The 12,216-nt window shown below is 54.5% G+C and carries 11 protein-coding genes and 1 tRNA gene; 6 read left to right on the forward strand and 6 right to left on the reverse strand.

What is annotated here, in order from left to right; translation table 11 throughout:
• Nucleotides 1-320: 320 nt before the first annotated feature.
• On the reverse strand, nt 321-830 hold the full coding sequence (locus KK925_RS00150) for a hypothetical protein (protein ID WP_214096165.1): 510 nt from the start codon (nt 828-830) through the stop codon (nt 321-323).
• Nucleotides 800-871, reverse strand: a tRNA-His gene (locus KK925_RS00155). The genes KK925_RS00150 and KK925_RS00155 overlap by 31 nt, the downstream gene beginning before the upstream one ends.
• Before the next feature lie 561 nt (nt 872-1,432).
• Here KK925_RS00155 and KK925_RS00160 point away from each other — a divergent pair.
• The 3 genes from KK925_RS00160 to KK925_RS00170 all read left to right on the forward strand — a co-directional run bounded on the left by KK925_RS00160 (nt 1,433) and on the right by KK925_RS00170 (nt 5,693).
• Nucleotides 1,433-1,660, forward strand: coding sequence for a hypothetical protein (locus tag KK925_RS00160; protein WP_174581586.1), 228 nt, complete (start codon nt 1,433-1,435; stop codon nt 1,658-1,660).
• A gap of 93 nt (nt 1,661-1,753) precedes the next feature.
• A complete protein-coding gene (locus KK925_RS00165) occupies nt 1,754-3,307 on the forward strand; it encodes an NAD(P)H-hydrate dehydratase (protein WP_174581587.1) in 1,554 nt (517 codons plus the stop codon).
• 2,137 nt (nt 3,308-5,444) lie between these two features.
• Complete coding sequence (locus tag KK925_RS00170; protein ID WP_174581588.1) at nt 5,445-5,693, forward strand: hypothetical protein; 249 nt, start codon at nt 5,445-5,447, stop codon at nt 5,691-5,693.
• A gap of 89 nt (nt 5,694-5,782) precedes the next feature.
• On the opposite strand, the gene KK925_RS00175 is transcribed toward KK925_RS00170, so the two are convergent.
• From KK925_RS00175 to KK925_RS00185, 3 genes are all read right to left on the reverse strand, one after another.
• On the reverse strand, nt 5,783-6,331 hold the full coding sequence (locus KK925_RS00175; protein ID WP_174581589.1) for a protoglobin domain-containing protein: 549 nt from the start codon (nt 6,329-6,331) through the stop codon (nt 5,783-5,785).
• A 155-nt stretch (nt 6,332-6,486) separates the two neighbouring features.
• Nucleotides 6,487-6,657 (reverse strand): hypothetical protein, encoded by a 171-nt coding sequence (locus KK925_RS00180; RefSeq protein WP_174581590.1) that lies wholly within the window; start codon nt 6,655-6,657, stop codon nt 6,487-6,489.
• A 5-nt stretch (nt 6,658-6,662) separates the two neighbouring features.
• Entirely contained in the window at nt 6,663-7,844 is a 1,182-nt protein-coding gene (locus KK925_RS00185) for a diflavin oxidoreductase (protein ID WP_174581591.1), read from the reverse strand.
• 410 nt (nt 7,845-8,254) lie between these two features.
• On the opposite strand from KK925_RS00185, the gene KK925_RS00190 reads away from it, so the two are divergent.
• Together KK925_RS00190 and KK925_RS00195 are read left to right on the forward strand one after the other, a co-directional pair.
• Nucleotides 8,255-9,295 (forward strand): type I phosphomannose isomerase catalytic subunit, encoded by a 1,041-nt coding sequence (locus KK925_RS00190; RefSeq protein ID WP_174581592.1) that lies wholly within the window; start codon nt 8,255-8,257, stop codon nt 9,293-9,295.
• A gap of 113 nt (nt 9,296-9,408) precedes the next feature.
• Nucleotides 9,409-10,650 (forward strand): aspartate kinase, encoded by a 1,242-nt coding sequence (locus KK925_RS00195; RefSeq protein WP_174581859.1) that lies wholly within the window; start codon nt 9,409-9,411, stop codon nt 10,648-10,650.
• Here KK925_RS00195 and KK925_RS00200 read toward each other — a convergent pair.
• On the reverse strand, nt 10,647-11,261 hold the full coding sequence (locus KK925_RS00200; protein ID WP_174581593.1) for a tetratricopeptide repeat protein: 615 nt from the start codon (nt 11,259-11,261) through the stop codon (nt 10,647-10,649). The genes KK925_RS00195 and KK925_RS00200 overlap by 4 nt on opposite strands.
• 47 nt (nt 11,262-11,308) lie before the next feature.
• On the opposite strand from KK925_RS00200, the gene KK925_RS00205 reads away from it, so the two are divergent.
• Nucleotides 11,309-11,668, forward strand: a complete 360-nt coding sequence (locus KK925_RS00205; RefSeq protein ID WP_174581594.1) for a DUF3088 family protein — start codon at nt 11,309-11,311, stop codon at nt 11,666-11,668.
• Nucleotides 11,669-12,216 lie beyond the last annotated feature (548 nt).

Genomic DNA, 12,216 nt, shown 5'->3' on the forward strand with positions numbered 1-12,216 from the left:
CAGAGCAGTGTGCGGATTGGGAAAAGAGTCGTCGCCGGAGGGTGTCGACAATAGGTCTGGCACCCACCCGGGGATTGGAGAGCCTCCCTCCCTAGTGCTGTGACAAGGGTGTAAGCAAACCCCCAAGAAGGAGAGGCCAAGTTTTTTACTCCCTTTCGCGCGCTCGAGAGCCAGTCGCCAACAAGAGAAAAGCGTTCTTTTCCCTTCCCTTTTTTGCTATTCCACCGCGCAGCGCTAGGAGAGCTTTGCGCAAAACTGTTTCGCGCGCGATTTTGTGAGCGGTAAGGATGGGCAAGCGCCTGGAGAACCATTCGTTCCCATCAACCAACCTTCCGATGTCCATCTTGAAAGTAGGTCACTCTCCCATTGTTTGAGACGGGATCCATCATAATTCCCGCTTCCAATCCGCGCGGAAAATCGTTGCCAACCACAAACTTTCTCGGGTATATTATACGGGAAAAGGCCGTTCGTTTCCCCTCGTTCATCCATTCATCCCACACAAGAACGGCCTTTTCCTTTCTTCTCATTTGAGATTTTTTCCATCCACTGGAACACTCCAGGTGAACAATCCGGGCTAGATCCATTCCCGGCTGTGGCAATGAGCGAAAGGCAATCCCCAGGCAAACATTTTCCGATATGGATGGGCACGCCTCTTGTAAGACTTCTCCCACCAAGTTCGGCAGAAACCTCGAAAAGCAGCCCATGAAGCTATCCAGGAACTCTTTAAAACGATCCGCATTGGTTGTAACGGGCCAAGGCACAACCCATCCGCAGGGGATACAGTCTCCCAAAAGACTTGGGCGGCCGACGGGATTCGAACCCGCAACCACCAGGGCCACAGCCTGGTGCTCTGCCATTGAGCTACAGCCGCCGTCAGGAATACGCCCTTGCTTCAACACCGCCAGGAGAGGCAAGGATGTCAAGCTACTCACAAAACCTACATGTTGGATTGGGTATGGTGCAAGCCTTCGGCTTGGCGTGCAGCGGCGGTTGGCGGTTCTCCATGCAGGTGTGTGGTGATAGGTCCCCTGGACAATGAGACATTCTTCGTCGAAGGAAAATAAAGTGAGCCCAGGACCGGGCCGGTAGGTCAGGCCCGAAAGCCAAGATTCTCCATTTGGTTGTGGCTAATGGGAAGCCTTCAGAGGGTGTTATCGTCGGCAAGTCTGCTTTGCACTCTAAGGAAATCAGGCAAAGAGTCGTGGCCAAAAACTTCGCCCGTGTTTGTCTCCCCAAAAAACAAGGAAAGAGGATTGGACAACGTGCCAGTTTCTTAGCTACCGACCCAAAAATGAGGAAAGTTTTGTAGCCGTTCGTGAGAAAAGGGTCGGGTACGTTCTTTCCGTTGGGACCAAGGTTATGGAGTCTAAAGAAAATAGCATTACGCTTACACCAGGTTCCCCGGCCAGGCGGAAAAGGATCTTCCGCGTGTGTGGCTACCAAGAAAAGGTTAAATGGTTACGGATCGAGTCTCACGGGCCCTCTTGGGTCTTGGTGGAAAGGTTCCTCTTTGGAAAGAGATACCCGATACCTTTTAGGGGAAAAGAAAGCCAGAAAGCCAGAAATTGCTCCCCCGGCTACAGCCAGCGTTTGTGGTCCTTCTACGGTTAGCGTGGCCAAAAAACTTGCCCCGGGAAAGCAAAAGCTATTGAAAAAGTAGGTAGTTTGTCCGGGTTGCGACATAGGGTTGGAAAGGAAGTTTCTCGATTTTGGAAGGCGGCCAAGCCCTCTCATTTCTAGAGTTTACGATGCCATGAGAATCCTTACCGCGACCGAGATTCGAGAACTGGAGGCACGAGAGGTAAGCCGGGGAGTCAGCGAAGAGATCCTCATGGAGCGAGCCGGTAAGGGTATGGCACGCGTCTGTCTGCGAGAATGGGATCGACCTTGCTCCGTGGTTGTTCTGGTCGGGAAGGGAAACAACGGAGGAGACGGACTTGTGCTAGCAAGAGAACTTGCTCGGTTCGGTTGGCCAGTCTCGGTTGTACTTACGGCCTGGCCGGAGGCGATGAGTCCTCTTTGTGCGAAAAAATGGAAAGAAATTTCCTCGCTGCGCTGCGTTTCTGTCTGCTGCCCAGGGCAGCCAATCCCCTGGCCCGGCGGGGGCGGTTTGGTGGTGGATGCCCTTTTGGGCATCGGAGTGAAAGGAGAAGTCCAAGAGCCGCTGAGATCCCTTTTCGTTGAGTGTAACCGGCAACGCAGCGAGCGGTTTTTTTCGGTCCTTGCAGTCGACTGCCCCTCGGGCTTGTCGGAAGGTTTCCAGCCAGGTTGGCCCGTGATTGGTGCAGATCTCACGGCCACAGTGGGTTATGGAAAGGAATTTCTTTTCCGGGAAGAGTTTGCCGACTACGTCGGGCGCATTGAAGTTGTGCCCATTTTTGAGGAGCAGCCTAGCGGGGAAGGAGCCGAGGCTCTAGTGCCTTCAAGCCTTGCCTATCTTCTCCCTCCCCGTCCGAAACTCTGCCATAAAGGACAATTTGGCCGTGTGCTCATTATCGGGGGTTCGTTAGGGTTTGCGGGAGCCGTTGTTATGGCGGCCCAAGCCGCCCACGGGGTGGGGGCGGGTCTGGTCTGTGTAGCTACCCGGGATGAAGTGTACACGGTGGTTGCTTCCAAGGCACCAGCCGAAACAATGGTGTTTCGGGTCGAAAACCGGGAACTTCTTACTCAACTTGCGGCTCGATCGAACGCCATTGGCTTTGGCCCAGGGATCGGCCTGGATTCCACAGCAGTTGAGCTTGCACGGTTTCTTGTCGAAAACACTCGATGTCCAATGGTTTGGGATGCCGATGCGTTGACGCTACTAGCTCACCATCCCGAACTTTGGACAGGGATGAAAAAGCGGGCCATTGTGACCCCTCATCCGGGAGAGATGCGACGGCTGCTTGGAAGAGACTTTGCGCTGGAAGAGAGACCTTTCGTTGCCCAAGAGCTTGCTACGGAAAAAGATTGTATCGTTGTTCTCAAAGGGGTTCGCACGGTGGTTGCTAGCCCGACAAGGCCACTCCGTCTTAACACCACGGGCAACCCGGGTCTTGCGGCAGGCGGATCGGGCGACACGTTAACCGGGGTACTGGTAGGACTTTTGGCTCAGGGTCTTTCGATCGAAGATGCAGCGGGTCTCGGCGTTTGGTTGCACGGGCGGGCGGCAGATCTGGCGGTCAGGTACCGCAAGGCAGAGGAAGGTCTGACCGCGACGGAGGTTGGCCGAATGCTGGGGCAAGCAATCCACTCCCTTCGACAGGAGGGATGGACGCCTTATCATCCCCGCACCAATGACGGTTTTGGGGGGTTCAATCCTAGGTAGAAGGATTCGTTTTTCCTGGTCACAGGGACGCGACATAGACAGGCGTGATTCGGGAAAGGAAGTTGTGGGTCCTCCTTCAGCCTTTTCCCGAGACAAGCGAGCCTCGAAGATCGGCCTGGAGTTTTGTCTTGGAGTTGGTTGGAACTTGGATCCAGTTCAGGAGAAAGTCGGGGGTGCGTTCAACCAGAAAGCCAAGGTGGTGACTCCGCCCAGCGGCCTTTGTCTTACTCCTTTCCCAGAAGTGAGCCCGAATGGGTTACCCACAAACGTAGGGCTTTCTTGTAACAAAGGCGTAAGAATGTAAAATGTTCTGCGCACAAGTTACGCCAATCCCTCACGGTTCGTTTTGCTGGGAGAAAGGCTTACATGGGTCAAGTTTTTGTTCCATTGGGGAGGATAACCTAACCCGGAGATTCCTGGGTTTGCCAGTTCCGTTCTATGACGCCTTCCTGCCGAAAGCCTTCGGGAGCATCCGGTAAGCGGATGCGCCCGAAGTCCCCCCGCTCCTCCGGTTTGTGGACCGGAGGCCGTCCCACTAGAAACATGGGCAGCATCTCACGGGCACAACTAACCTGTGACGGGAGGCACCGAGAACGCCCGTTCGTAGGTGTGCAGCGCGCCATTGTTGTCGGCCTGCGTTACCGACCCACACGGGTAACGGTACACGGACAGGAATGGATCCGGCTAAGATCGCGGGCTACTCCACAGGCATGCAGGCGCGAAACGCGCTGAGTTTGTCCACATCACCCCGAATGGCGATTCCCAGACTCGGTCTTGTAGCGCAAAAAGCAAGAGATCTTCCGATATGATCGCGTGTGAAGCTCTTGGTTCATCCGAGCGCCGTAGTCTATCTCATTGCAGATTTCGGTTTGAGCCTACCGAGGACCCTCTCCCTCACACCACGCCGCACGCACCCCAACTGAGGTGCCTTGTGCCGATGTACAAGAAACGTGCTCTCGCTTCCCGTCTTCCCTATGGGTGATCTCGTACGAACGCCGCGAGACACGTTGATGCTTGGTAGATAACCGCTCTACTCTAGATAGCACCTTCGATCTGTACGGACGACCAAGCGCCCGAGTTGAGACGCCTGGAGTACAGAAGATCTGTCCCCTTCCCCGATAGCCCTCCAGAGAGCACCATCCCGTTCAGAACCATCGCTATGCGACTTCTGTCGCGGTTGTGGCGGGGACTGACCTCCACTACCAGACCGGCTGCTAGACCCCCGGGTCAGCGTGTCTTTAAGCAAAGGAGATCTCACGCACCCTCTTGGGCTCTCCCAATGGAGCAGTGGCTCGTGCGAAAACTGACGTGAGCGACGCCATTCCTCATGGCGTGTACCCAAGGAAAAGAAGAGCTGGTCGCACTTTGCTTTCAAAGCGACTATGGAACGCGCTTACGTAGGCAGAGCACGGCCTAGGCTCGAAACCCAGCTGCGCTTCATCGGCTCGCCGCCCGTTATGGCGGAGCACCCAAAACGACTGCCACGCTTGTAGCATTTCTGGTGAGAGGCAAGCAGCAAGGACGGGGAGTCATAGCCCTTCGCCGTCGGGAGCATGGACAAGGTTTGGTTGAGATACGACCGTCGTCCATCCACGCGGCCGGTCTTCTCTTAGAGTGGCGACACACATGCCCTATTTTTTCTCCTCCCTAAGGAGAGGAGATGGAAGACTAGCCAGAGAAAAACTCAGCCAGCTCGACCCAAGAGCAAGGGGCCAAGCATGGGAACCCCAGGCCATGTGTGGTTGGTGATAAGCACTCTCGGAGCATGGTTGATTGGATGCTTGAAGGATGATCCCTTTGTTGCGCCCAACGCGGAGTAGCATCCGGCGGCATCGAGCGCTAGAGAAATGACAGTCACGGGGATCCCTTCATTCTCTTTGGTGCCTTCCTCATGCCGCTCTTGATCTCCGTCAGAGCGTTCAGCGCTTCTTTCCGCTTCTCCGGGGAACCGGTCAGCGCCGCGGACGCCAAGCGCGTCCGTAACCTGCAGTACAGGCTCACCGCCGACCGTAACGCACCAACACGCGTTTACGTGCCGAACCGCCGTAAACAACCCTCTTGCACCGGTGCCCTTGAGAACCTTAAGCGACGATGGGCGGTCTAACCGTCACTGGTGCCAAAAGGAAGCTAGATATACATGATCCGACACCACCTCCGGATCGGGTATCTCGTAGGTGTGATCCGCTGCCAATGGTGCGAAAGGCTCCTTGGAACCTTCCACCAGTGGGCGAAAACGAGCGCATCCTTGCGGTATTGGCCTGAGCCCACGGCAGACGTCGGTGTCTCCGCTTATGAACCGGACGGGATTACGACGACCCCTTCCGATCCCCCTTTCTCTCAAAGACAAGAAAAACCTTTTTGCTGCGCTCCCAAACAGGTTTGCTAGCCAAAATGCATCAAAAGCACCAGCTCCCTTTTGATTTTTGAGCTAGCCTTTTGTCTTTGGTAAAAAGACCGATCGATGAGTCCTACGGGTTAGTGTCCCTCCATAAGCAAGCGCCGGACCAGGCGCTCGGATCCCAAAAACTGGCTCAAATGGGCAAGCTGGCTATCTTCATAGGCTTGGATAAAAAGCGCAATACTAAGCGCAAGCACCTTGTGAAAGGCTCGGAAAGCTTCTTTTGGCTTTGGGCTATGGGCGACAACCTGTTCCCCGTATTTCACAAGAAGATCCCACATTGCCAGGGGATACCGCAAAGGCAGTCCAATACGGACGTGCGCTTTCCCAATCCGCATGGCTTTTTCGGCGTATTCGGCTCCATATTCCCCGAGGAAAAGATCTTGAAACCACCCCGTGATTTTTTCTTGTAAGGAGGGGACATCAATCTTTTCGTAGTATTCTCGGGTGTTAGGGTGCTGGAGGATTCTTGAGGAAAACTCCTCGACCATGGGTTTCGAATAGGTTGCTGCGATCCCATGAAGTTGCCGTAAGAACTGGCGATCGTCTTCGTTGATTCCTAAAAAATCAACCAGTTCCTTTACAAGCTCTTGATCCTTGACGCTCCAGCTTTTTGGGTCCTCCATGTCTTTCCCTTTCGATGAATCGCTTTCCTCAATGCGTTGGGAAAGATTCCTTTTGTCAGGACGTCGGTCTGCATTGGCTAGGGTGTTGTGGTTTTCCCAAAGAGTCGACCAGCAGTCCCCAGGGTAAGCCAGCCGGCGCCTCTTTCTCTCGTTGGTCACATCTCAACTGGCAAGCGGAATTTCCAGGCATGGAGAATGTTCACAATAACAAAAAGAAACGCTTGTATGACACTCTGGCCAAGGTCCAAGGGAACATTCTCTGACGACGGATCGGGATCAAAAAAGAGAGCAAGAAAACTACGGCAAAAACGGAAGCCTTGAGCCATGGAACCTAGTACACGTCTTTTCGGTATCGCTTCTCCACCTTGGTCAACTGCACGTTGACATATTCTTCTGCCTGCGTCCGGGACAGACCACCGTACTTTTGAGCAATGCCTATGAGGGTTTCGTGGACGTCTTTCGCCATCCGGCTCGCATCCCCACACACATAGAAATAAGCGCCGTTTTGCAGCCAGTCCCAGAGTTCTTTACCAGCTTCCATCATGCGGTGCTGCACGTAAATTTTATGAGCCTGGTCGCGGGAAAACGCGGTATCCAACCGGGTGAGAACACCCTTGCGCTGGAACTCTTCAAATTCCTCCTCGTAATAAAAATCGGTGCTCCGGTGCTGCTCGCCAAAAAAGAGCCAATTTTTTCCTCGGCTTCCGATAGCCATACGTTCCTGAAGGAAAGCTCGGAATGGAGCGATCCCTGTACCGGGTCCCACCATGATGATGTCGGCGTTGGGATCCTCGGGTAAATGGAAATGGCGAGCCGGCTGGACGTACACAGGGACAACGGGTTTCCCTAAGGGCACAAGCTCCGCAAGGTACCCGGAGGCGAGACCGAGTTTTTGTCGCCCAAAGGAAGCATAGCGTACAACGGCTACGGTGAGATGGACCTCTTCCGGGTATAGCCGGGGACTGGAAGCAATCGAGTAGAGACGGGGTACGCTACGTGTCAAAAGAGATGCTAGCTCGCTGGGCTCAAAAGTGACAGCCGGGCATTCCCGCAGTACATCCACGTAATCTTTCCAACGCAGGTATTCTTCTAGCGTTTGATCGTCGCTGCAAAGAGTGGAGAGTTTTTCTTTCTGGGTCCCTGGAGGGAGTTTTTCGACGAGGGCTTTGACAAATTTCTTGGTGACGCGATTGAGGATATAGCCCTTACGCAGAGCCTCTCCTGCCGGCAATTCCGATGTTCCTCCCGGCATGGGAAACGGTGCTTCTGGAGCGATCCCTACCCTTTGCAAAAGCTCGGTGACAACCTCTCCAGGGTTTTCCGCAAAGACTCCCAACGAGTCACCCACCTCGTACCGAAGTCCGCTCCCTGAAATATCGACGACAATATGGCGGGTATCCTTGTTGGACCCTGGCTTGGTTAGGGGCCGGTTTTCCCGGATGGAGGCAAGAAACGGGTTGGCACGCGAATAGGGAGGCCGGTCGGTTTTGGGTGTGAGGGTATGGGTTGACATGACCAAGCGTTTTCCTTTTTGGAGGCGTCTGTCCTTTTTTCTACATCGTTTCCATGGGAAAAGAGCCACAACTCCAGGGCGAGACCCAAGTCTCTCTTCCCTATCTTTCCCAGTTCCTAGTGTCAAAAACCATCGACTCGAGCCAGCTCGTATTGTGGTCCGTCGTTTGCCCCAAACGAACCAACGGTTCCACCCTAAGGCAGGGTTGCTTTCCGTGCAAGCATTCTTGATTCCGAGTCTCGACGTGCGTGGCGGGGGGAGTTCTCTTTCAACCATCCAAGCTTTGAGTGTTTTTGGATTCGTTTTCCATGGACCGGCGTCGGTGGCTTTTAGCCAGCAAGCCACAGGCTTGCCAAGCCTTGCCAACAGGGTTCAAGCCTATGCCTCAGAGTGCCACAAAACGCAAAACCTTGGAATTAGCTGATTCTTGGGGGTATCCTTTTGGCTATCTTCCCATGGCATACTGGGAGCTGGCTCCGATTTACCAAGCCCGCGTTTGGGGTGGCCGAACCCTTGAGACTTCTTATGGAAGGGTCTTGCCGCCAGGTCAATTCATAGGCGAAAGCTGGGAACTTTGCGATAGACCAGAAGCCCAAAGTTATACCCTAGAGGGGCAAATCCCTTTGGGGGAGTTGTGGCGCCGGGACCGCAAGAGAATTTTCGGCGAGTTTTCGCCCGATAGCAGTCGATTGCCTCTTCTGGTAAAACTCTTGGACTGCCGAGAGCCGACGAGCGTTCAAGTCCATCCCAACCGTAGTGCCCTGCAAGCCATGGGTCATGAGCCCAAAGCGGAAGCGTGGTATTTTTTGCGCACGGAGCCAGGAGCGGGTTTTCACGCTGGCTTTCGCCGTCATACAGATCCCGAGGAGATCCGGCGGACACTGCGAAGCGCATTACTTTTAGAATTTCTCCATTGGATTCCGTCCCAAGCTGGGCAGTTTTTTTACAATCCCGCGGGTCGGATTCACGCCTTGGGTGCAGGCAACCTGGTTTTTGAGGTTCAGGAAAACTCCGATACCACATACCGGCTCTATGACTGGGGGCGGAAACGCGAAAAAGAGCGTGAGCTTGAGGCCTGGGAGACGGTCCACGCGTGCATCCAGTGGGATGATTGGGAGCCAGAGCCCCACTTTTCCCCGGGATCCTGGAGTGTGGAGCTTCCTTTTTGTAGCTTCTGGCGAACCGTCCTCACGAGGGCTGAGCCTTCCTTCTGGCACCCAGCTGGTAAAAGTTTCCTCTACCATTTTTGCGCGGAAGGCAGCATTCGATTTTTCGATAGGGAATTTGGCCCTGGTCGAGGGTGGCTCGTAAGTGCGGATCACCCCTCTTATACCCTTGAGGCCCTGAGCGAGAGTGCCATCCTCTTAACCGTGGGGTTTCCCGGGCTGGCTTCGGAAAGTCTAGGAGGAAAAGCCCCGGTAGTGGGCGGAAAATCCAAAGCCAGATCTTGACACTTGGAAAGAAAGGAAAGCAGAGGGTTTTATGGGGGTAGCTGGAATCCTTACCGCAAGGCCACTGGTGGCTTCGGAAGTCGTGAGCCGGTTCTTTGGTGCGGACTGACGCGATGAGCCTGATCGTTCAAAAATACGGTGGCAGTTCTGTCGCCAACACAGAGCGCATTCGGAAGGTGGCGGAACGAATAGCGCGCGTGTGGCGCGAGGGACACAAGCTTGTGATTGTGGTCAGTGCCATGTCCGGGGTTACGGACCGGCTCATCGAGCTTGCTAGGGAGATTTGCCCGGAACCCAGTGGCCGGGAACTAGACGTCCTTTTGGCTACAGGCGAACAGACTTCTATGGCGCTTTTGGCCATGGCTCTTCATTCCCTCAAAATCCCGGCTGTTTCTCTTACAGGAGCGCAAGCAGGGATTGTTACGGACGGAAGCCATACCCGGGCTAAGATTGCCAACATCACTCCCAAACGGCTTCGAGAGCACCTGCAGGCCGGCCAAGTGGTGATCGTGGCAGGATTTCAAGGCCAAACGGAAACAGGGAGTATCACCACTTTGGGCCGGGGAGGATCCGATTTGACCGCGATCGCACTGGCGGCGGTCCTACGTGCGGATCTTTGCCAGATTTTCACCGACGTGGACGGGGTCTTTACCGCTGACCCAAAGATTGTACCCAATGCGACCAAGATTTCGGAAATCTCCTACGATGAAATGCTCGAGATGGCCGCTTTGGGGTCCAAAGTCATGCAAGCCCGGTCGGTGGAGTTTGCAAAGAAGTTCAAGGTGGTTTTCGAGGTCCGGTCGAGTTTTCATGACAAGCCCGGCACCGTAGTTAGGGAGGCAACGGAGGATATGGAAAACGTTGTGGTACGAGGAGTGACTCTAGACCGAGATCAGGCCAAGCTCACGATCCTTGGCGTACCCGATCGGCCGGGGATTGCGGCCCACATTTTTACGGCTTTAGCCGAAGCGGATATCAACGTCGATATGATCGTGCAAAATGTCTCACAACACGGGACAACCGACATTACGTTTACGGTCCGCAAGGAAGAACTTGCAAGGGCTCGGCGTGTGACCGAACCCATCGCAGCGGAGATTGGGGCTCGTGAGATCCGCTGGGAGGAAGCTATTGCCAAGCTTTCCGTAGTTGGGATTGGCATGCGGTCGCATAGCGGAGTGGCTGCGAAACTTTTTCATGCTCTAGCCCAGGCCGGTATCAACGTGCAGATGATTTCCACGAGCGAGATCAAAATCTCGGTGGTCGTTGATGAAGCGTCGGCCATCAAGGCCGCGCGGGTGGTTCATGATGCCTTTGAACTTGGCCACCAAGGATCCCCGGATTCTTCTGGAGGTTAGGGAAGAGGCTTTTTGCCTTCGGTTGGTACCGAAGGGAGACGATCCAAAATGGCCTGTGCCATATCCTGGAGCCGGCTGGAAGGAAACCGGGACAAAAATTGTTCGAGGGTCTTTCTTGCTTCCTGGGGGTTGCCCATGTCCTCTTGGAGCCTAGCTAGTCCGACATAGGCAAGCTCTTGATAGACAGAAAGACGGTTTTGGCGAAGAACCTCCCGGTAGAACTTCTCCGCCTCTTGGACCTTCCTTTCCAATCGTAAGCAGTTGGCTCTGCCAATCTCCGCTGCGGGAAAAAGCTCATGGCCCGGGTAACGTTCGAGGAAACGAGCAAAGAGATCTGCGGCCTGAAGGATCGCGCCGTTTTGGCTATCAGCAAAAGCCAGTCGAAGAAGCCAGATCGCAGAGAGAGGAAGATGTTGGTATCGATCCGCTACTCGAACTTTGGCCTCCCGGTCCTTCGCTCGATAAAACTCCTCTGCAGCTACCAAGCTTTTCCCTTCCAACTGGGTTTCCCGTACCAGGTACATGACAAGAAAACATAGCCCCAAAAGCGAGAGAAGGGCCGCAGCCACAAGACCAATGAATCGCCAAGGGCGCCGAGCTTGCCGGAACATGGCCGCGGGTTACTTTACTCAAAAAGACGACGAATCCCGAGCGCCAAATGGCAAAAAAAAGGTTCGGTACCCTGTTTGTTCTGGCACCGGGTTTTGAAGACGGCCCGGGAACAAGTTTTTACTGCCCTTACTGCATGATGTTCGAAGGCCTTCTTTGTCGTTTTCCCAGCTTGGGGACAGAGCTCGAAGTACAGCGGATTGCCTTCGCCCGGCCGAGGGAAGCGTTGGTACGGCTATTGGGAGATGAGCACCAGGCTTGTCCTGTGCTGGTGGTCCCGAAAGAGGAAAAGCTTCCCCATGGGGCGCCTCCACCGAAGGAGGCTTTGGGTCATTATTTTTGGGACGAGCCGGAGGAGATTGCCAAGGTCCTTTCGCTCCGGTTTGCTCTGCCGATGCCTCATTATTAGCCGGGCAGAACGTTCTTTCTTCCAAAGAGGGACCCTAGCTTTGCCTGCGGGAGAATGGACTGGAGAGCCGAGGGGTAAAACGGTTCTCACGGAGTTTGTGAAACTGGCGAAGCTACACCGGCAGGGCCGTTTTCGCCTGTTTTGTTTGCTCGGTGTCCGGCACCTTGGCTAAAGAAAGAGCACGGGTTTTTGTCTTAGGCAGCGAAAGAAGATCTCCAGGCCGTGTTGGAGTGAGAAGCTGCCCGGATCTTTTTTACCGGGGGGCCTCAGGTAAACCATGGGGTGGATTTTGTGGTGAGAACTAGGCTTGTGCGGTGAAGGAGAGTCCTTTGCCAGGGGACCGAGTCCTGGAAAACCTAGCCTTTCTGACGTTGGCTCGGCGTAGCGACGTTTCAGGGCTTCTTCGAAGAGAAGGCCTCTCAAAAAACGTTTTTTTCTCTGGTCCTGTCAGAGAAAAGAGTGCATGAGCTCTCTTGGAGAAGAACACTTTCGAGCGCTTGCTTCGGAGGATGCATCGGCTATCCTAGTAGGGCAAAGGCGGTGTAGGG

Origin of the sequence: Candidatus Methylacidithermus pantelleriae (assembly GCF_905250085.1) — a bacterium.
Taxonomy (GTDB): domain Bacteria; phylum Verrucomicrobiota; class Verrucomicrobiia; order Methylacidiphilales; family Methylacidiphilaceae; genus Methylacidithermus; species Methylacidithermus pantelleriae.

Excerpts from the sequence above, each read along its gene's own strand:
- KK925_RS00175 (WP_174581589.1), bottom strand. The coding sequence starts at position 6,331 with ATGGAGGACCCAAAAAGCTGGAGCGTCAAGGATCAAGAGCTTGTAAAG.
- KK925_RS00170 (WP_174581588.1), top strand. The coding sequence starts at position 5,445 with ATGATCCGACACCACCTCCGGATCGGGTATCTCGTAGGTGTGATCCGC.
- KK925_RS00195 (WP_174581859.1), top strand. The coding sequence starts at position 9,409 with ATGAGCCTGATCGTTCAAAAATACGGTGGCAGTTCTGTCGCCAACACA.
- KK925_RS00165 (WP_174581587.1), top strand. The coding sequence starts at position 1,754 with ATGAGAATCCTTACCGCGACCGAGATTCGAGAACTGGAGGCACGAGAG.
- KK925_RS00205 (WP_174581594.1), top strand. The coding sequence starts at position 11,309 with ATGGCAAAAAAAAGGTTCGGTACCCTGTTTGTTCTGGCACCGGGTTTT.
- KK925_RS00180 (WP_174581590.1), bottom strand. The coding sequence starts at position 6,657 with ATGGCTCAAGGCTTCCGTTTTTGCCGTAGTTTTCTTGCTCTCTTTTTT.
- KK925_RS00200 (WP_174581593.1), bottom strand. The coding sequence starts at position 11,261 with ATGTTCCGGCAAGCTCGGCGCCCTTGGCGATTCATTGGTCTTGTGGCT.
- KK925_RS00185 (WP_174581591.1), bottom strand. The coding sequence starts at position 7,844 with ATGTCAACCCATACCCTCACACCCAAAACCGACCGGCCTCCCTATTCG.